Origin of the sequence: Dietzia timorensis, from assembly GCF_020742175.1 — a bacterium.
Taxonomy (GTDB): Bacteria; Actinomycetota; Actinomycetes; order Mycobacteriales; family Mycobacteriaceae; genus Dietzia; species Dietzia timorensis_A.
The window spans coordinates 1-19851 of record NZ_DYXM01000058.1 but is presented as its reverse complement, the minus strand read 5'-3'; the positions used below and the strand labels follow the sequence as shown (position 1 = coordinate 19851).

Below are 19851 nucleotides of genomic sequence, written 5' to 3'. Positions count from 1 at the left end.
CCCTTCGAAATTCCCTAGATCTATCTCGTCACGCGCTGCGCCGCGCGCAGAGCGACCCGCTGACGCAGGCGGAGCCCCAGCCACAGCGCCCACCGCAGCGGCGCGAGAAGCGGCCCGGGGAGACGGTCCGCTTGGAAGCGGTAGGCGCTCTCGTGATGCGCCGGCAGCATCTTCTCCGGCACCGCCTTGGCGGCGTGGCCCTGATCATGGTGGATCACGGCGTCAGGCACGTAGACATTATCCCAGCCGGCGCGGTGCAGCCGGTCTCCGAGATCGGTGTCCTCGAAATACATGAAGTAGCGCTCGTCGAAACCGCCGACTGCTTCGAACGCCTCCCGCCGGATGAGCAGGCACGAACCCGACAGCCAGCCGGCGAGGCGCTCGTGGTCCATCTCCTCGCCCTGGCGGTAATCCCTCGACCACGGATTGGCGGGCCACACGGTCCCGAAGATCGCGTGTCCGATGCCGCTCCGAAGGCGCGGCACCGCCCGTGCCGACGGATACGTGCTGCCATCACCCTCGACGATCCGCGGACCGAACGCCCCTCCCCGGGGGCAGCGGCGTCCGGCGTCGACAAGCGTGTCGATCGAGCCGGGCCCGAATTCGACATCCGGGTTGACGACGAGGATCCACTCGGCATCGATCCGGCCGGCGAAACCCGAAGCGGACAACCACTCGTACGCCCGGTTGATCGCGGTGCCGTAGCCGAGGTTTCCGCCTGTCGGGAAGAACTCGACGTGCTCGTGCGACTCGGCCGCACGCTGCGGCGAACCGTCGGTCGAGCCGTTGTCGGCACAGACGACGATCGTGTCGAGCGAGGTCGCTTTTCCGATCGAGTCGATCAGCGCCTCCAGGTGCTTTCCTGGAGAAAAAGTCACGGTTATCACTGCAAGGCGTGGCGTCACGCTTGCCACCATAAAGGGCGGATACCTTATCCTTGGTATTTCACGTTGATCGCCGGGCATTCACACGGCTAGGTCGGCCACGCTCAAGCAAGAAGGAACAGATTCGTCTATGGCACTGTCACGATCCGCCAAAACGATCGGCCGCGGGGCCGCCGCAGTCGCGGCAGTGGTTTCCCTGACGGTCACCGGAGTCGGCTGGTCGATGGTGCGCAGCCTCGAATCGTCGATCGCCGAGGACAGCTCGCTCAGCTTCCACGGGGACGGCGAGGACGGCGCGGTCGACATTCTCCTCGTGGGCTCCGATACCCGCACCGATGCGCAGGGCAACCCCCTGTCCGAAGAGGATCTGCAGCTGCTGCGCACGGGCGACGAGGCGACGGACAACACGGACACGATCCTGCTCGTGCGCATCCCCAACGACGGATCCTCGGCAACCGTGCTCTCGATCCCGCGCGATACGTACATCAACAATCCCGATCTCGGTCCGACGAAGATCAACGGCGTCTACGGGCAGTCGAAAAATCAGGTCCTCGTCGACGGCGGCATTGGTGACGACCCCGAGGAGATGACCGTCAACGACGCCGGTGAGGAGATCATCGACGACTCGAAGGCCGACGACGATCTGCGCCACGAGGCGATCTCCGCCGGGCGCCAGACACTGGTCGATTCGGTCGAGGGACTCACCGGAGTGCAGGTCGACCACTACGCAGAGATCGGCCTGCTCGGCTTCGTCCTCCTCACCGACGCCGTCGGCGGCGTGGAGGTGTGCCTCAACGAGCCAGTCGACGAGCCCCTTTCGGGCGCGAAATTCCCGGCCGGGCCGCAGACCATTTCCGGTTCGGACGCGCTGAGCTTCGTGCGCCAGCGCCACGATCTGCCGGCGGGTGACCTCGACCGCATCGTCCGCCAGCAGGTGTACATGTCCCAGCTCGCGAGCCGCATCCTGTCCACGGGCACGCTCACCGACCCGGGCAAGCTGCAGGCGCTCAACAGCGCCGTGTCCCGCTCGCTCGTCATCGACCAGAACTGGGACGTCATCGACTTCGCCGTGCAGCTGCAGAACATCTCCGGCGACGACGTGAGCTTCGAGACGATACCGGTAACCGCCATCGACGCCACCGGCGCATACGGCGAGTCCGTGGTCACGGTGGACACGGATGAGGTCCATCGCTTCGTGGCCGGGTTCGGCGGGGTCGACGCCGCGGCAGCGGCGTCCGAGGAGGCAAAGGCCGCCGGGCTCGAAGTCGACCCCGGCCAGGTCACCGTCGACGTCGTCAATGCGACGTGGATGGACGGCCTCGCCGACGACGTGCAGCAGGCGCTGACCGGCGAGGGCTACGCGCCGGGCGAGCTTCTCAGCGAGCCCGAGTCGGCCACCACCAGCCAGGTTTTCGCCGAGTCGGCAACCTCGGCCGAGGCCGAGCAGGTCTCCAAGGCGCTCGGCGGGCTGCCGATCCAGTCGGACTTCAGCCTGCCGCCGGGGACCGTGCGCGTGGTCATCGCCGATGATTACACCGGCCCACGCGCCTCGATGGGCGACGGCGGCGAGCAGGCCGGCGCCGAAGGTGGGGCCGCAGAGAGCGAGAACAACCAGGACTGGGTCCAGGCCTCCGGCAGCGAGCTCCCGCCGGAGATCGCCGAGCGGCCGAAGTTCGACGCGACCCAGAACGTCCCCTGCGTCAACTAGCTCGCTGCGCCCGGTAGCGCCGTAGGGCTGCCGGCTCCGCCCGGCGGGTGCATCGCGTCCGTTACCATCGCGACCATGACGCTTACCGACGATCTCCTCGCCGCACGCATGGCCGCGGACCCGGCCGCGCCGCTCATCACCCACTACGACGCGGCGGAGGATTCGCGCATCGAATTATCGGTCGTGACGTCGCTGAACTGGGCCGCCAAGATCGCCGGATTCCTCCGTGACGGCCTCGGCGCGCTCCCCGGTGACGAGGTCGCCATCGACTTGTCGCCGCATTGGCTGTCCGCCGCGATCCCACTGGGCATCTGGTGGGCCGGGTGCGGCGCGCGCCTCGCCGGCTCCGCCGCAGAACACTCCACCCATGACGGCGGAGATGCCGGTTCCGACCCGGTCGCCACAATTTGCACGATCGACAGACTGGACGCCCACGACGACGCCGACGAGCTCTACGTCGCCGGGCTCGACGCGTTCGCGATGGCCCCACTCGACCTCCCGCCGGGAGTCTCCTCGCTCGTGTCCGAGGCGCGGGTCTTCCCCGACTCTTTCGCCCCGTCCCCCGGGGCCGGGGCTCAGCGCCCGCTGGGGTGGATCGATAGCTCCGCCGTCATCCAGCGACCTGGTCGGGTGTTGAGCGTGGACCCGGGAACCGCCGAGCTGGTCGAGACCTTGGTGGGCACGTTCGCCGCGGGCGGCTCGCTGGTACTCGCCACGGCCGGGCCCACAGACGACGCCGCCCGGACGTCGTGGCTGGACGACATCCGGGCGGCGGAGAAAGTCGACGGTTAGTCGCCGACAGTTGCGGGCGGGTCTTACTTGCCGATGACCTGGCGGGCCATGACCATGCGGCAGATCTGGTTGGTGCCCTCGTAGATCTGGGTGATCTTCGCGTCGCGCATCATCCGCTCGACCGGGAAGTCACGGGTGTAGCCGGCGCCGCCGAAGAGCTGGACCGCGTCGGTGGTGACCTGCATGGCGACATCGGAGGCGAAGGTCTTCGACGCGGCGGCCATGAAGCCGAGCTTCTGGTTGCCGGGCGCGTAGCCGCGCTCGGCGTTCGCTGCGGCGGTGTAGACCATGAGGCGCGCAGCCTCGATCTTCATCGCCATGTCGGCGAGCATGAACTGGGTGTTCTGGAAGTCCGAGATGGACTGGCCGAACTGCTTGCGGTCCTTGGTGTACTCGATCGCCGCGTCGAGGGCGCCCTGGGCGATACCGAGGGCCTGCGCACCGATGGTGGGACGCGTGTGGTCGAGGGTGCGCAGGGCCGTCTTGAAGCCGGTGCCCTCCTCGCCGAGGATGCGGTCGCCGGGGATGCGGACGTCCTCGAAGTACAGCTCCGCGGTGGGCGAGCCCTTGATGCCGAGCTTCTTCTCGGTCTTGGACACGCCGAAGCCCTCGTCGTCCTTGTTGACCAGGAACGCGGAGATACCGCTGGCGCCCTTATCGGGATCGGTGACGGCCATGACGGTGTACCAGGTGGACTTGCCGCCGTTGGTGATCCACGCCTTGTTGCCGTTGAGGATCCAGTCGTCACCATCCTTGCGGGCGCGGGTGCGCATCGAGCCGGCGTCGGAGCCCGCCTCGCGCTCGGACAACGCGTAGGAGGCCATCTTGCCCTCGGCGATCTCGGGCAGAACCTGCTTCTTCAGGTCCTCGCCGCCGTTGAGGATGAGGCCCATCGTGCCGAGCTTGTTCACCGCGGGAATGAGCGACGAGGAACCGCAGACGCGGGCAACTTCCTCGATGACGATGCACGTGGCGACCGAGTCGGCGCCCTGGCCCCCGTACTCCTCGGGAACGTGGACGGCGTTGAAGCCGGAGGCGTTGAGAGCGTCGAGCGCCTCCTGCGGGAAGCGCTCCTGCTCGTCGACGTCCGCGGCGTGCGGCGCGATTTCCTTTTCGGCCAGCGCGCGGATCGCCTCGCGGAGCGCCTCGTGCTCCTCGGCGGGTTGAAAGAGATCGAAATCCGGGTTACCAGACACTCTGGTTCCTCCTAATCGAGTTAATGTTCGTTACCTAATGCTAACCGGTGCTCAGCCCAGTAGGCGACGGCGCAGCGCCTCGTCCTTCTCGTGCACCTTCTGTTCGAGGTCGCTCTGGAAGGCGCGCATGCGGCGCTGCAATTCGGGGTCGGACGCCGCGAGAATCCGCACGGCGAGCAGGCCCGCGTTCTTCGCGCCACCGATGGATACCGTTGCCACTGGCACGCCCGAGGGCATCTGCACGATCGACAGCAGCGAGTCCATCCCGTCGAGCTTGGCCAGAGGGACGGGGACTCCGATCACGGGCAGCGGCGTCGCAGCGGCGACCATGCCCGGCAGGTGCGCGGCGCCGCCCGCACCGGCGATGATGACCTGCACTCCCCTGTCCGCTGCGGTCTCGGCGTAGTCGAGCATCTTCCGGGGCGTGCGGTGCGCGGAGACGACGCCGACCTCGAAGGGCACCTCGAACTCGAGCAGCGCCTGCGCCGCGTCCTCCATGACCGGCCAATCCGAATCGCTGCCCATGATGAGCCCGACACGGGGCCTGCGCGCGTTCGGGTCGCGTTCGACCAGCGACTGCTGGCTCAGTTCCTGATGGCTACTACTCACAACTGCTCCTTAGCTCGTGCGGGTGAATTCGCCTGCGGGCGCGCCCTCGTGCGGGTCCCAACCGTCGGCCCACGTCGCGGTCGCGAGCCAGTAGGAGGCGAGGTCGGCGACGGCGCGGGTTTCGCCGAGGGTCTCCGGGCCCACATCGCTTCCCACCACGTTGACGTGACCGAGCTTGCGGCCCGGCCGCTCTTCCTTGCCGTAGAGATGCACCTTGACGTGCGGGAAACGGGCACCCAGGTGGTGGACGCGTTCGTCCATGCTCATCGTCGGGGTCTGATCGGCGCCGAGCACGTTGGCCATCACCGTGAGCGGGACGAGCGGGAGCGTGGAACCGAGCGGGTAGTCGAGCACCGCGCGCAGGTGCTGCTCGAACTGCGAGGTGATCGCGCCGTCCTGCGTCCAGTGCCCGGAATTGTGGGGGCGCATGGCGAGTTCGTTTACGAGGATCCCGGGAGTGCCGTCCTGGCCGACGTACTCGAAGAGCTCGACGGCGAGCACCCCGGTGACACCGAGCTCGCCGGCGATCGTGAGCGCCAGCGCGTGCGCCTGCGTCCGCATCTCGTCGGACAGTTCCGGCGCGGGCGCGATGACCGTGTGGCAGATGCCCCCCTGCTGGATGGTCTCCACGACCGGCCAAACCGCGCCCTGTCCGAATGGCGAGCGCGCGACGAGGGCGGAAAGCTCGCGGCGCCAGAACACCCGCTGCTCAACCATGAGCGGCACCCCGGCCGCGAGCTGCTCGGCCGTGATCGCGTGGGCGTCTTCCACGCTGGTGAGCATCCACACGCCCTTGCCGTCGTATCCGCCCCGGCACGCCTTGAGCACGGCGGTGCCGCCGTTCTCGGTGAGGAAGCGAACCGCATCTTCGGGGGATTCCACGGGCGCGAACGCCGGGACCGGCGCGCCGAGCTCGGCGAGGCGCCTTCGCATGACGAGCTTGTCCTGCGCGTGCAGCAGCGCCTGCGGCGGCGGTTGCACGTTGACGCCGGACGCCACGAGCTCGGCCAGGTGTTCCTGGGGCACGTGCTCGTGGTCGAAGGTGACGACGTCACACCCGGAGGCGAAGCGCTGAAGATCGCCCGCCGAGTCGAAGGAACCGAGAACCACGTCCGGGGTCGACTGCGCCGAGGATTCGCTCTCTGACGCGGCGAGGACGCGGAGCGACTGCCCGAGCGCGAGCGCCGCCGGTTGGGTCATCCGTGCGAGCTGGCCGCCGCCGATCATTCCCACGACCGGCATCCCCAGGGGATTGCGGCGCGCGGCGGACGACTGCGTAGGGGCACTGGCGGGATCGCTGGAAGAAGTCACGCCGCCCATTTTCGCACGTTCTCCCGGCCGCGCGCCGCCGCTACCCCGCACGGGCTAGCGCAACGGCCTGCGCACCGGCGCGACGAGCTGGTAGAGCACCTCGTGAACTGCGGAAACGCTGGGCAGGTTGGGAAACTCGAAGTAGTCCCCCGTCGCCGTTTCTACGATCAGCGTGCCCGTACCGAAGACCCTGTCCGACATCGTGTGCCTGTACTGCACCGCGTTGACGCGACCAAGAGGCATCTCGAAACGGTTCTTGCTCACGATCCCCGATCGCCCGACGAGGCGTTGGTCGGTGACGACGAAAACCTGGCTGCGCCAGCGCATCCACGGCACCACCGTGAACCGCAGCACGACGAGAAGATAAAGGACCGCGATGACGACGATGATGGGGGTGAAAGTATCTCCGCCGTCATACGCCGGTGCTTGTAACTCGGCGAAACCTCCGGCGAGCCCGGCGATCCCCGCGCCGATGACGGCGACGAGGGAGGGGCGCACCAGGCCGCGCCAATGCGGCCTCGTCTCGATGAGGACGTGCTCCGGCGGGCGGTCCGGACGAAAGGGAAGACGCATCGCGCCCCTAGTACCCGCTGCCGCGCCGCACGTGGTGCACGTCCCCCGCTGCTACGACGAACGGCTCGTCGCCGCCGGCCGTGTCGACCACGAGCTGGCCGGAGCGGTCAACCCTTGTGGCGGTGCCCGTCTTGGTCTCTCCGCCGGGCAGCTCGACCCGCACGTCCTGCCCGACGGTGGAGCAGGCGTCGATGTACTCGTAATACAGCTCATCGGAGATGACCGACCCCGAGCCGCGCTCGCAAGCGCGCCACTGGTCGTGGCGGACGGCGAGCGCGCGCAAGAGTTCCTTCGCCACGATGAGCCGGTCCGCGGGATCAAGACCCTGCGCCGCGCGTTCGAGGTCGATAGAGGTGGCATGCGGCACCGGCAACTCCTCGGTGCGCAGCGAGACGTTGAGCCCGACGCCTACGACGATCGCGGGAAGCGACATCGAATACACGCCCTCGGCGGGGACCGTGGTCATCTCCACGAGGATTCCGGCGATCTTGCGCGCCGCGACGCCGTCCCCGACCATGACGTCGTTCGGCCACTTCAGCGACGCCTCAAGCCCCGCGCTGCCCGCGAGCGCATCGCGCACCGCGAGCCCGGTGACCAGCGGCAGCCAACCGAAGAGATCGGGGTGGATCGCCCCCGGGCGAATCAACACCGACAGCGCGACCTGGCTGCCCGCAGGAGCCGTCCACGACCGCCCGGAGCGGCCGCGGCCGGAGCTCTGGAACTCGGCGATGAGCGCAGAGCGGTCCCCGTCCCCCGTCGACGCGTATTCGAGGAGCGCGGCGTTGGTGGAGCCGATCTCCTCCACCACGCGGACCTCCGAGTAATCGGCGAGCGGGCCGTCGACGAGAGCCGAACGAAGCTCGGCTTCACGCAGCGGGGGCCTGGAGATGTCGTTGAACACGCCCCCAGCCTAGTGCGCAAGCCCGACACGCGGAGTGCGGTACCGCGCACCCGGTGTGTTCCACAGTTGATTCCCTTCCGCTCGGGGCGGCGACAACGGCCCCAACTGGGATTACAGAAAGATAACATTGCAATGCCGGAGAATGATCGCGGCGAACGTAGAGGTTCATCTCCACGCCGACCGCGTCAACCGATAGAGTCGACAACATGACGATTGCCTCACAACCGGATGAGGGTGGCCAGGACGCCCCTATTGACATCCACACGACAGCCGGAAAACTGGCGGACCTTCGGCGCCGGCTCGACGAGGCCCACGCCCCGATGGGGCAGGCCGCGATCGACAAGGTGCACGACAAGGGCCTGATGACGGCGCGCGAGCGGATCGAGAATCTTCTCGATTCCGGTTCGTTCGTCGAGATCGACGCGCTAGCAAAGCACCGCTCGCAGAACTTCGGTCTCGCCGAGCGCCGGCCGACCGGCGACGGCGTGGTCACCGGCTACGGCACGATCGACGGACGCGAGGTGTGCGTGTTCTCGCAGGACGCGTCGGTGTTCGGCGGCGCCCTCGGCGAGGTGTACGGCGAGAAGATCGTCAAAGTTATGGACCTCGCGCTCAAGACCGGCCGTCCGATGATCGGCATCAACCACGGCGCCGGCGCGCGCATCCAGGAAGGCGTGGTCTCCCTGGGCCTGTACGGGGAGATTTTCCACCGCAACGTCCAGTCCTCCGGCGTGATCCCGCAGGTGTCCATCATCATGGGCCCCTCCGCCGGCGGCCACGTCTACTCCCCCGCGCTCACCGACTTCACGGTGATGGTCGACGGCAGCTCGAATATGTTCGTCACCGGCCCCGACGTGATCAAGACGGTGACCGGTGAACAGGTCACCCAGGAGGAGCTCGGCGGCGCGGCGACGCACATGTCCAAGTCCGGTGTGTCCCACTACACCGCAGAGGACGAGCAGGACGCGCTCGACTACGTTCGCGATCTCCTCGGTTACCTGCCGTCGAACAACCGCGCGGAGGCGCCGCGTTATGAGGCCTTCGTCCACGAGGGCCCGATCGAGGACGGCCTCACCGAGTCCGATCTCGAGCTGGACACGCTCGTTCCGGATTCGTCGAACGCGCCGTACGACATGCACACCGTCATCGACCACATCGTCGACGACGAGGAGTTCCTGGAGGTCCAGGCCGGCTACGCCCAGAACGTCGTCGTCGGCTTCGGCCGTGTCGAGGGCCGCTCCATCGGTATCGTCGCCAACCAGCCGACCCAGTACGCGGGCTGCCTCGATATCAAGGCCGCCGAGAAGGCCGCACGTTTCGTGCGTACCTGCGACGCGTTCAACGTACCGATCGTCACCCTCGTCGACGTGCCCGGCTTCCTGCCCGGTACCGATCAGGAGTTCAACGGCATCATCCGCCGTGGCGCGAAGCTGCTCTACGCCTACGGCGAAGCGACGGTCGGCAAGATCACCGTCATCACGCGCAAGGCATACGGTGGCGCCTATGACGTGATGGGTTCCAAGCACATGGGAGCCGACGTCAACCTCGCGTGGCCGACCGCCGAGATCGCCGTGATGGGCGCCTCCGGCGCCGTCGGGTTCGTGTATCGCAAACAGATCAAGGACGCCGAGGCTGCCGGTGAGGACGTCGCCGCCAAGCGCCTCGAGCTGCAGCAGGAGTACGAGGACACCCTCGTCAACCCGTACGTCGCGGCAGAGCGGGGCTACATCGACGCCGTCATCCCGCCGTCACATACCCGTCTGCAGATCGCCCAGGGCCTTCGACTGCTCGACCGTAAGGTCGTGCCGGTTCCGGCTCGCAAACACGGGAACATTCCGCTGTGAGCGCGGCGCAGAACTCCCCGCAGCAGCACGGCGCGGCCTCGCCGTACTTCGAGATCGTGGGCGGCAATCCCACCGCGGAGCAGGTCGGCATTCTTACTGCCGTCTTCGCTCTGTCCGAGGGCAATGCGCAGATCGCTGCGCGCAACCCCTCGCCGGGTATCCGCAACGACTGGGGTCTGGCCGCCGAAAAGACCCGTGGCGTGTTCTGGAATTCCACGTCCTCGTTCCTCGATTCGAAGCACCTCTGACGCTCGGCCTATGACCACCGTTTTCGTTCTCGCCTCCGCCTCCCCGTCCCGCCTGGGCCTTCTGCGCTCAGGGGGGATCTCGCCGCGGGTGATCCCGTCCGCTGTGGACGAGGACCAGATCGTCTCGCAGCTGCCTGCGGACCTTGCCGACGAGCAGGTAGTCACCGAGCTCGCCAGTGCCAAGGCGCACGCCGTTGCCGCCGAGCACGCAACCGCTCTCGCCCGGGAAACCGGCGCCGAGCGCATCTACGTACTCGGTTGCGATTCGATGCTGCTCGCAGAAGGCGAATTGCTCGGCAAGCCGCACACGGTGGAGCGCGCATGGGAGCGGTGGCAGTCCATCCGAGGCAAGTCCGCGCACCTGATCACCGGCCACGCATTGGCGGAGGTCGCGATCGACGGGCCCGGCCCGCACGCGAATACCGGCGTCGGGCGGGTGATCACCGAATGGTCGACGACCACTGTGCACTTCGGCACCCCTTCGGACCGCGACCTCCGCGCGTACCTCGAGACGGGCGAACCTCTCGAGTGCGCCGGCGCGTTTACGCTTGAGGCGATGGGCGCATGGTTCATCGACGCGATCGAAGGCGACCCCTCGGGCGTGATCGGCGTGTCTCTGCCGCTGCTTCGCCGCATGTTGGACCGCGTCGGGGTCTCGGTGTCCGAACTCTGGGATCCAGAACTAGCGGGGGCCGCGGCCGCCGGCGGGCAGCCGCCTCCGCCGTCATGACGATTTTTCGTAAACCATCGCGCCGGGCGCGATACAAGTAATGCATCGATCTTTTACACTTTCCACGACCATTCAAAGCCAGGAGATATAACGTGCCGTCCCACGCAAGCAAAACCATTAGCAAGGTCTTGGTCGCCAACCGCGGTGAGATTGCAGTGCGCGTCGTACGCGCCTGCAAGGACGCGGGACTGGCAAGCGTCGCCGTGTACGCCGAGCCGGACGCTAACGCGCCGTTCGTGCAGATCGCCGACGAAGCCTTCGCTCTCGGGGGCCAGACCTCGGCCGAGTCGTACCTGGTGATCGACAAGATCATCGACGCCGCGAAGAAGTCCGGCGCGGATGCAATCCACCCGGGCTACGGCTTCCTGTCGGAGAACGCCGACTTCGCGCAGGCCGTCATCGACGCGGGGATCATCTGGATCGGCCCGCCGCCGTCCGCGATTCGCGACCTCGGCGACAAGGTGACCGCACGCCACATCGCAGAACGCGCCAATGCCCCGATGGCCGCAGGCACGAAGGACCCGGTCTCGGGCGCGGACGAGGTCGTCGAGTTCGCCAAGCAGTACGGCGTGCCCGTCGCGATCAAGGCCGCGTTCGGCGGCGGTGGGCGAGGCATGAAGGTCGCCCATACGATCGAGGAGATCCCGGACCTCTACGAGTCCGCCACGCGTGAGGCCGTCGCCGCGTTCGGCCGAGGCGAGTGCTTCGTCGAGCAGTACCTCGACAAGGCCCGCCACGTCGAGGCCCAGGTCATCGCCGACCAGCACGGCAACGTGATCGTCGCCGGTACCCGTGACTGCTCGCTGCAGCGCCGCTTCCAGAAGCTCGTCGAGGAAGCCCCGGCGCCGTTCCTCACGGACGACCAGCGCAACCGAATCCACGAGTCCGCGAAGGCCATCTGCCGTGAGGCCGGCTACTACGGCGCGGGCACGGTCGAGTACCTGGTGCAGGGCGACACGGTCTCGTTCCTCGAGGTCAACACCCGCCTCCAGGTCGAGCACCCCGTCACCGAGGAGACCGCGGGTATCGACCTCGTGCACCAGCAGTTCAAGATCGCAGAGGGCGAGAAGCTCGAGTTCACCGAGGACCCGACCCCGCGCGGCCACGCCTTCGAATTCCGCATCAACGGCGAGGACGCCGGACGCGGCTTCCTTCCCGCCCCCGGCAAGATCACGACGTACGTAGAGCCTGCCGGCCCGGGCGTCCGGATGGACTCGGGTGTGCGCGAGGGAGACGAGATCGGCGGCCAGTTCGACTCGATGCTCGCCAAGCTCATCGTGTGGGGCGAGAACCGCGACGCCGCGCTCGCCCGCGCCGCCCGCGCCCTCGACGAGTACAAGGTCGAGGGGTTGGCGACGGTCATCCCGTTCCACCGCCACATCGTGTCGAACCCGGCGTTCCAGGGTGACGGCAAGTCGTTCGACGTCTACACCAAGTGGATCGAGACCGACTGGAACAACGAGATCGAGCCGTTCTCCGGCGGCGCCCCTGCCGGCGAGGACGAGCAGACCCCGCGCAAGTCCGTGGTTGTCGAGGTCGACGGTCGCCGCGTCGAGGTGACCCTCCCGGGCGACCTCGCCTTCGGTGGCGCCGCCGGTGGCAACATCCGCAAGAAGGCCAAGTCCCGCACCCGCAAGGCCGCGGCCGGCGCCTCGGCTTCCGGCGACGCCGTGACCGCACCGATGCAGGGCACCGTGGTCAAGGTCGCCGTGGAGGAGGGCCAGGAGGTCGCCGCCGGTGACCTGGTCGCCGTGCTCGAGGCGATGAAGATGGAGAACCCGGTGACCGCGCACAAGGACGGCAAGGTCGAGTCGATCAGCGTCGAAGCCGGCGCGGCCGTCTCTCAGGGAACCGCGATCTGCGAGATCAAGTAACTCGTCAATCGATCCCACGCGCGCAGGCGCCGCGGGCAGGGCCACACCGCCTCGCCCCCGGCGCCTGCCGCCATTTTTCCCTCGCCACGAACAGGAACGACGTTGGAACCAATTGAAGTGAATGCCGGCGGCTTCTACCTGCGCGCGCTGCGCGTCGACGAACGGATCGACGACACCGCGGCGGTCGGCTCGATACTCGAGCTGAGCCCGGAACGCGCGCTCGCGCGCATCGACGAATTCACGCGCGGCTGGGCCGAGGAGACGGAGCTGTCCTGGGCCGTGTGCGAGCAGACCGACGTCACGTGCCTCGCGATCATCACCTATGACGTCGGACGAGACGATCTCGCCCTGGCCGCCTCCCCCGGCCACGCAGAACCGGACGAGGAGTTCGCCGGCCCCTTCGCGGCGATCGAACGTTTCGTCGTCGCTACTTACCGGCAGGATGAATAGACGACTCCACGAGCGAGGTGCGCGCCTCCGGGGCGCTGCGCAGTAGCGCGTCCGCCTCGTTGTCGTCGGCCGAGGACTGCGACATCAGCTCCGCCACCACGCGCTCGCGGTACAGCTGGGCCTCGGAGTCGATCATCTCCTGCGACCAGCCGAGCTCGTAGCCCATGATCTCCGCGACCCGCTGCGCGCTCTCCGAGCCGCGGTGCGAGCACTCCATCGACACGCGCGTGCGGCGTACGAGGACGTCCTCGACGTGGAGCGCGCCCTCGCGGGCGGCTGCGTAGGCGACTTCGGCCTCGAGGTACATCTCCGCGCCGATCAGCGGCGTGGCCAGCTGCGGGCGCTCCTCCGCGAGTTTCATGATCTCCCCGGCGAGTGAGCCGTAGCGGTCGAGCAGTCGGCGCACGACGTCCTCGCCCACCTTCCACTGGCTCGCGAGCAGCGGGATCCGGTTGACGAGCGCGCGGTATCCGCCGGCCCCGAGAAGGGGCAACTCCGCCGTCACACTCGAACCGACGTCCTTGCCGACGAACTCGGTGATCGCATCGACGGCATCGGCCGCCATGACCCTGTAGGTGGTGTACTTGCCGCCGGCGACGACGATCATCCCGGGCGCGACGGGCAGCACGGCATGCTCGCGGGAGAGCTTGGTCGTCGAATCCGAGGTGCCCGACAGCAGCGGGCGCAGCCCGGCGTACACGCCCTGGATATCGTCGCGGGTGATGGGCTCGGCGAGCGCATTGTTGACGTGCCCGAGGATGTATTCGATGTCCGCGCTTGTCGCAGCCGGATGCGCGAGGTCGAGCTTCCAGTCCGTGTCGGTCGTGCCGATGATCCAGTGCGCACCCCACGGGATGATGAACAGCACGGATTTCTCGGTGCGCAGGATGAGCGCAGCAGAGGAGTCGATCTTCTCGCGGGCGACGACGATGTGCACGCCCTTCGACGCCCGTACGCGCAGCCCGGAGTCCGATCCGGCGAGCGTCTGGAGCTGGTCGGTCCACACTCCTGTCGCGTTGATTACCGCGCTGGCTCGGGTCTCGATCTCGTCGCCAGTTTCGGTATCGCGCAGCCGCACCCCGCGCACCCGCTCCCCGTCGCGCAGGAACCCGACGACCTCGGTCGAGTTGCGGACGATCGCGCCAAAATGCGCGGCGGTGCGCGCGAGGGTCAGGGTGTGGCGCGCGTCGTCGACGAGCGTGTCCCAGTAGCGGATCCCGCCGACGAGAACGCCGTCGCGCAGGCCCGGGGCAACGCGCATCGCGCCGGCCTTGCTGTAGTGCTTCTGCGCCGGGACGCTTTTCGCCCCGCCCATGACGTCGTACAGCACGAATCCCGCGGCCATGTAGGGGCGCTCCCAGATCCTGTGCGTAAGCGGGAAGAGGAATTCCAGCGGCTTGACCAGGTGAGGCGCGATGCGACTCATCGACAATTCGCGCTCGTGCAAAGCCTCGGCGACGAGCCCGAAATCGAGCTGCTCGAGGTAACGCAGCCCTCCGTGGAACATCTTCGACGAGCGCGAGGAGGTGCCGGCCGCGAAGTCCCGCGCCTCGACGAGCGCGACCCGCAGGCCACGCGAGGCCGCGTCGAGCGCCGCGCCCGCGCCGACCACTCCGCCCCCGATGACCAGCACATCGAACTCTTCCGAGCGCAGCCGCGACCAGGCATTCTCGCGCTGTGCCGGAGACAGGTCGGCGCTGTCGAACAACGGAGCGGAACCAGATGGCATCGCTTATATCTCCCAGGGAGGTTGACGGCGCCGCACCCCGCGGCGCTTGCCGGTGGCTAACAGGAAATCGACTCCTGCAAGCGCTCTAAGTCCACGATACGACTATCTGCGCGGTGGATCGAAGAGTTCACCGGAAAACGTCGCCGGGAACCTGGTCCCCGGCGGCCCCCTTGGGCGATAGTGTGAGGCACGTGTCAGCCAATTCATACGTTCTCGCACTCGATCAGGGCACGACGTCGTCGCGCGCGATCATCTTCGACCGGGACAGCGTGCCGGTTCGCGGCTCCACCACGCAGCTCGAACACTCGCAGATCTTCCCCCACCCCGGCTGGGTCGAGCACGACCCACTGGAGATCTGGCGCAACGTACGTTCGGCGATGACCGAGGCGCTCATGCGCTCGGACCTCACCCCTTCGGAGATCTCGGCGATCGGGATCACCAATCAGCGCGAGACGACGGTGGTCTGGGACCGTGCCACCGGCGAGCCCGTCTACAACGCGATCGTCTGGCAGGATGTGCGCACCGGCGAGATCTGCGATCGCCTCGCCGAGACGATCTCGGGCGGCGAGGATCGGGTCCGTGAGATCACCGGGCTGCCGATCTCGACGTATTTCTCCGGCCCCAAGGTGCGGTGGATTCTCGACAACGTCCCGGGCGCCCGCGAGCGGGCCGAGGCCGGGGAGCTCGCGTTCGGCACCATCGATTCGTGGCTCGTATTTCGGCTTACCAGCACCTCGAGCAGAAGCGGCGGGCCGGCCGGCTCCGGCGATCCCGACCACATCTGCGACGTCACCAACGCCTCGCGAACCATGCTCATGGACCTCGAAACCCTCGAGTGGTCCGAGGAGATGTGCTCGGCACTCGGCATCCCCTCCTCGATGCTGCCGCGGATCGTGCCCTCCTCCGGCGAACTCGCGACCGTCGCCCCTGGACGAATCTTCGCGGGCACTCCCGTGTGCGGCATCCTCGGCGACCAGCAGGCGGCCATGTTCGGGCAGACGTGTTTTGACGCCGGAGAAGCGAAGAATACCTACGGCACCGGAAACTTCCTGCTCCTGTCGACGGGCACCGAGCGGCAACGATCCTCGCACGGCCTCATCACCACCGTCGCCTACCAGCGCGACGGCGAGGACCCCCGCTACGCGCTCGAGGGGTCCATCGCCGTGACCGGTTCTCTTGTGCAGTGGCTGCGCGACAACCTCGGCATCATCTCCACCTCCGCAGAGGTCGAGAAGCTCGCCGAGTCGGTGGAGGACAACGGGGACTGCTACCTCGTGCCCGCTTTCTCGGGCCTACTCGCCCCACGCTGGCGGCCCGACGCACGAGGCGCACTCGTCGGCCTGACCAGGTTCAACTCCGCCGGGCACATCGCCAGAGCCGCGCTCGAGGCGACGGCATATCAGACCCGAGAGGTCGTCGAGGCGATGGTCGCCGACGCCGGGCACGCGGCCACCGAGATGCGCGTGGACGGCGGGATGGTCTTCAACGAGCTGCTCATGCAGTTCCAGGCGGACATCTGCGACCTGGAGGTCGTGCGCCCGCAGATCACCGAGACGACCGCGCTCGGCGCCGCCTACGCGGCGGGTCTCGCGGCCGGGGTGTGGAACTCGACCGACGAGCTGCGGGGGCTGTGGCGCGAGGACAAGCGCTGGGCCCCGCAGATGGACGACGAAAACCGCACGCGGCTATGGGACCGCTGGAACAAGGCGGTCGAGCGTACCTTCGACTGGGCTTAGGCCTCCCAGGCGCACGTGTGCCACGACCACGTGGGTGGCGCGGCGCCTCCGGCGTCATACCTGGAATGACGCCGGGCTAGTCCAGATCGTCGTGGCGCATGAGGTGGCGCGCGGCCTCGGTCACCGATCCCGACATCGAGGGATATACGGAGAACGAGGCGGCGATGTCGGACACGGTGAGCTGATTGCGCACGGCGACCGAGATCGGCAGGATCAGCTCGGAGGCGGTAGGCGCGACGACGACGCCGCCGATCACCACGCCCGAGGCGGGGCGGCAGAAGAGCTTGACGAATCCGCGGCGCACCGAGCGCATCTTCGCGCGCGGGTTGCCGGAGAGCGGGAACACCTCGACGCGGGCGGGGACCTCGCCGGATTCGATCTGCGCGTGCGAGATGCCGACGGTGGCGATCTCCGGGCGGGTGAACACCGCGGAGGCGACGGTGCGCAGCTTGATCGGGCTCACGCCCTCGCCGAGCGCGTGGTACATCGCGATGCGCCCCTGCATCGCGGCGACCGAGGCCAGCGGGAACAGGTCGGTGCAGTCGCCGGCGGCGTAGATGTTGGGCGCCGAGGTACGGGAGACACGGTCGACGGGGATGTGCCCGCTCTTGAGCGGCTTGATCCCCACGTTCTCCAGGCCCAGGTCCTGGGTGTTCGGGATCGAGCCGACGCACATCAGCGCGTGCGAGCCCTTCACGGTGCGCCCGTCGGACAGCCGCACGATGATCCCGTCCTCGTGGTGTTCGACGACGTCGGCGCGCGCATGTTTGACCAGCGAGACTCCCCGCTCCGACAGTGCCTCCTCGAGCACGAGCGCGGCGTCGGCGTCCTCATGCGGGAGCACACGGTCGCGGCTCGACACCATCGTCACCTTGACGCCGACCTCCGTGAATGCGGAGACGAACTCGGCGCCCGTCACACCCGAACCGACGACGACGAGATGCGAAGGCAGCTCGGTGAGGTCGTACACCTGCCGCCAGGTGAGGATTCGCTCGCCGTCCGGCTGCGCGTCGGGGAGCACGCGGGGGCTCGATCCCGTCGCGAGGAGGATCATGTCCGCGTCGAGCTTGAGTTGCTTGCCCGAGTCGAGGGTGACCTCGACCTCGTGTGCCGCGAGGCCCGGCCGATTGTCGGCGATGCGGCCCTTGCCCGACAGCAGGCGGACGCCCTCGCGCTGCAACTGCGAACGGATGTCGGCGGACTGTGCCTGCGCGAGCGAGCGGACGCGGGAGTTGACGTGATCGAGCCGGTAGGCGGCGGGATCGAACTTCATCTCCACGCCCATTTCGTTGGCGCGGCGCAGGTCGGTGCGCACGCCGGTGGCGGCGATGAACGTTTTCGACGGGACGCAGTCGAACAACACGCAGGCGCCGCCTAGCCCGTCGGAATCGACGACCGTGACGTCCGCGCCGTACTGGGCACCGGCCAGCGCGGCCTCGTAGCCCGCGGGCCCTCCCCCGAGAATGACAATTCGTGTGGACACCGGGGTACCTCCCAAGGTTGTAGCCGACAGGTTCGACGCGCGCGAGCCCGCGGCGGCTTGAGGTTGGCCACCACGTCCGGTCCACGCGATCGGTCGGGCCGCGGGGGATCGCCCCGTGCCCGGATGAGTTCGTGTGCGCCGCCGACGGGCGGCACAACTGCGCTTCCGCCGCAGTTTCCCACAGAGACGATGCGGATTCGAATGCGCTCTGCGTTCGGCTCCCCAATTTAGTCGAAGAACCTGTGTCGGTGTGACGGCATACCTTCCGTTAGTCTTGGCCACGTGCCGATGTATGCCGCGTACGGAATGAACATGGACCCGGACCACATGTCCGCGAAGGCCCCGCGCTCCCCCATTGCGGGGACGGGGTGGCTGCGCGGCTGGCGGCTGACGTTTGCCGGCGGCAGCGTGGACGGCCCCGGGCCGCACTCCGAGCAGGGCGCTCTGGCGTCGGTGGTCGAGGACCCGGATTCGCAGGTGTTCGTCGTGCTCTACGACGTCACCGAGGATGACGTCGCCCTACTCGACCGCTGGGAGGGCACCGATTCGATCCGGCCTACGCGGCTGCGTTCCCGCGTGCACAGGCTGCCGAATCTGCCCGCCGGTCCGCCGGTCGATGCGCAAGTCTCGGAGTTCTCGGTCTCCGACGTCACATCCGGCCCTTCCGGAATCAGCGGTGGCGAGCTCTCCGAGGAGGAATACGCGCCGCAGGGCGAGGACGTCGTCGCGTGGTTTTACGTGATGGACGCCTACGAGGGCGGTCTGCCGCTGGCGGCCTACCTCGGCCAGCTCGCCGACGCGGCCGAGTCGGCGGGCGCGCCCGCCGACTACGTCCACAACCTGCGCACCCGCCCCTGCCAGGCGGGCGGCGCCGACTGATCGGCGCGGACTGCTAGCGCGGACCGAAGAGTCGGTCGCCGGCGTCGCCGAGCCCGGGAACGATGAACGCGTCTTCGTTGAGGCGCTCGTCGATCGATGCCGTGACGAGCGAGACCGGCAACCCGGAATTCTGTAGTGCCGCGATCCCCTCGGGCGCGCACAACACGCAAACTGCGGTGATGTGCCTGGCGCCGCGGCTGACAAGCTCCTCGCAGGTCGCGATTAGCGAACCGCCCGTGGCCAGCATCGGGTCGAGCACGAAGATCTGCTTCTGATCGAGATCCTTCGGGAGCGAGGCGAGGTAGGCCTCGGGCACATGCGATTCCTCGTTGCGGGCCATGCCCACGAACCCGATCGACGCCTCCGGCACGAGCCGTAGCGCGGCGTCGAGGATGCCGAGGCCGGCGCGGAGCACGGGCACGAACAGCACATTGCGGTGGACGTAGGTGCCGGTCGTCTCGGTTACCGGGGTTGTCACCGGCACCGTATCGGAGTCGAGGCTCGTGAGCGCTTCGTAGCTGAGCATCTGCCCGAGCTGCTCCATCGCGGAGCGGAATTGGGCGGTGTCCGACGAGGCATCTCGGACGATTCGCAGTCGGTCGGCGACGAGGGGATGTGTGATGACGTTTGGTTCCACGCAGCCAAGTTTCGCACGCCGGCGCCCAATTGAGGATTTATTTCGTGCCGGGGAACCTGATCGCCCCCGGGCGACGTCGTGTGGGGTGACGCCGAATCCGCGGCGTCGAGACCAACAAGCCGCATGCGCCCTGCGCGCGAGGCTCACACTGGGAGGTTCCTCAGTGCTCGAACACACTGGCCCGGCCCCGGCACCCGCCGGAGACTCCTCGCCCTTGCCGGGATCCGCGCCGCGCTCCTTCACGCCCGCCCAGGCCTCGGGGACCAC

18 protein-coding genes are annotated in these 19851 nt (G+C 68.0%); 9 read left to right on the top strand and 9 right to left on the bottom strand.

All coding sequences use genetic code 11. The features are described 5' to 3' along the window. Positions 1–20: 20 nt before the first annotated feature. Entirely contained in the window at positions 21–917 is an 897-nt protein-coding gene (locus tag K8V11_RS03065) for a glycosyltransferase family 2 protein (RefSeq protein ID WP_303910741.1), read from the bottom strand. Positions 918–1014: 97 nt separating this feature from the next. Here K8V11_RS03065 and K8V11_RS03060 point away from each other — a divergent pair, with 97 nt between their 5' ends. Then, entirely contained in the window at positions 1015–2592 is a 1578-nt protein-coding gene (locus K8V11_RS03060) for an LCP family protein (RefSeq protein ID WP_303910740.1), read from the top strand. A 75-nt stretch (positions 2593–2667) separates the two neighbouring features. Next, positions 2668–3384 (top strand): TIGR03089 family protein, encoded by a 717-nt coding sequence (locus K8V11_RS03055; protein WP_303910739.1) that lies wholly within the window; start codon positions 2668–2670, stop codon positions 3382–3384. Between the two features lie 23 nt (positions 3385–3407). Here K8V11_RS03055 and K8V11_RS03050 read toward each other — a convergent pair whose 3' ends face one another. From K8V11_RS03050 to K8V11_RS03030, 5 genes are read right to left on the bottom strand one after another with little or no spacing between them, the layout of a single operon-like run. Continuing rightward, a complete protein-coding gene (locus tag K8V11_RS03050; RefSeq protein WP_303910738.1) occupies positions 3408–4580 on the bottom strand; it encodes an acyl-CoA dehydrogenase in 1173 nt (390 codons plus the stop codon). 51 nt (positions 4581–4631) lie between these two features. Continuing rightward, positions 4632–5153 carry a 5-(carboxyamino)imidazole ribonucleotide mutase gene (gene purE / locus K8V11_RS03045; protein ID WP_303910750.1) on the bottom strand — a complete coding sequence of 174 codons (522 nt, stop codon included), beginning with the start codon at positions 5151–5153 and terminating at the stop codon, positions 4632–4634. A 45-nt stretch (positions 5154–5198) separates the two neighbouring features. Further along, positions 5199–6500 carry a 5-(carboxyamino)imidazole ribonucleotide synthase gene (locus K8V11_RS03040; RefSeq protein WP_303910737.1) on the bottom strand — a complete coding sequence of 434 codons (1302 nt, stop codon included), beginning with the start codon at positions 6498–6500 and terminating at the stop codon, positions 5199–5201. A 54-nt stretch (positions 6501–6554) separates the two neighbouring features. Beyond that, the gene (locus K8V11_RS03035; protein WP_303910736.1) at positions 6555–7073 is read right to left on the bottom strand and encodes a PH domain-containing protein; all 519 of its coding nucleotides are present in this window, start codon (positions 7071–7073) and stop codon (positions 6555–6557) included. Between the two features lie 7 nt (positions 7074–7080). Continuing rightward, positions 7081–7974, bottom strand: coding sequence for a biotin--[acetyl-CoA-carboxylase] ligase (locus tag K8V11_RS03030; RefSeq protein ID WP_303910735.1), 894 nt, complete (start codon positions 7972–7974; stop codon positions 7081–7083). A gap of 206 nt (positions 7975–8180) precedes the next feature. On the opposite strand from K8V11_RS03030, the gene K8V11_RS03025 reads away from it, so the two are divergent. The 5 genes from K8V11_RS03025 (at position 8181) to K8V11_RS03005 (ending at position 13120) form a co-directional block, all read left to right on the top strand. Continuing rightward, on the top strand, positions 8181–9818 hold the full coding sequence (locus tag K8V11_RS03025) for an acyl-CoA carboxylase subunit beta (RefSeq protein ID WP_303910734.1): 1638 nt from the start codon (positions 8181–8183) through the stop codon (positions 9816–9818). Further along, entirely contained in the window at positions 9815–10066 is a 252-nt protein-coding gene (locus K8V11_RS03020; RefSeq protein ID WP_303910733.1) for an acyl-CoA carboxylase subunit epsilon, read from the top strand. The genes K8V11_RS03025 and K8V11_RS03020 overlap by 4 nt, the downstream gene beginning before the upstream one ends. 10 nt (positions 10067–10076) lie before the next feature. Beyond that, positions 10077–10796: a nucleoside triphosphate pyrophosphatase gene (locus K8V11_RS03015; protein ID WP_303910732.1), complete on the top strand. Its 720-nt coding sequence runs from the start codon at positions 10077–10079 to the stop codon at positions 10794–10796. Positions 10797–10888: 92 nt separating this feature from the next. After that, positions 10889–12670 carry an acetyl/propionyl/methylcrotonyl-CoA carboxylase subunit alpha gene (locus tag K8V11_RS03010; RefSeq protein ID WP_303910731.1) on the top strand — a complete coding sequence of 594 codons (1782 nt, stop codon included), beginning with the start codon at positions 10889–10891 and terminating at the stop codon, positions 12668–12670. 102 nt (positions 12671–12772) lie between these two features. After that, entirely contained in the window at positions 12773–13120 is a 348-nt protein-coding gene (locus K8V11_RS03005; RefSeq protein WP_303910730.1) for a hypothetical protein, read from the top strand. On the opposite strand, the gene K8V11_RS03000 is transcribed toward K8V11_RS03005, so the two are convergent. Continuing rightward, positions 13098–14849 (bottom strand): glycerol-3-phosphate dehydrogenase/oxidase, encoded by a 1752-nt coding sequence (locus K8V11_RS03000; protein WP_303910729.1) that lies wholly within the window; start codon positions 14847–14849, stop codon positions 13098–13100. The two genes, K8V11_RS03005 and K8V11_RS03000, sit on opposite strands and share 23 nt — an antisense overlap. 191 nt (positions 14850–15040) lie before the next feature. On the opposite strand from K8V11_RS03000, the gene glpK reads away from it, so the two are divergent. Next, positions 15041–16585 carry a glycerol kinase GlpK gene (glpK, locus tag K8V11_RS02995; RefSeq protein ID WP_303910728.1) on the top strand — a complete coding sequence of 515 codons (1545 nt, stop codon included), beginning with the start codon at positions 15041–15043 and terminating at the stop codon, positions 16583–16585. Positions 16586–16661: 76 nt separating this feature from the next. Here glpK and K8V11_RS02990 read toward each other — a convergent pair whose 3' ends face one another. Further along, a complete protein-coding gene (locus K8V11_RS02990) occupies positions 16662–18068 on the bottom strand; it encodes an NAD(P)H-quinone dehydrogenase (RefSeq protein ID WP_303910727.1) in 1407 nt (468 codons plus the stop codon). A 282-nt stretch (positions 18069–18350) separates the two neighbouring features. Here K8V11_RS02990 and K8V11_RS02985 point away from each other — a divergent pair, with 282 nt between their 5' ends. Continuing rightward, positions 18351–18947, top strand: a complete 597-nt coding sequence (locus K8V11_RS02985; protein WP_303910726.1) for a gamma-glutamylcyclotransferase family protein — start codon at positions 18351–18353, stop codon at positions 18945–18947. A 13-nt stretch (positions 18948–18960) separates the two neighbouring features. On the opposite strand, the gene upp is transcribed toward K8V11_RS02985, so the two are convergent. Continuing rightward, complete coding sequence (gene upp, locus K8V11_RS02980; protein ID WP_303910725.1) at positions 18961–19584, bottom strand: uracil phosphoribosyltransferase; 624 nt, start codon at positions 19582–19584, stop codon at positions 18961–18963. Positions 19585–19851 lie beyond the last annotated feature (267 nt).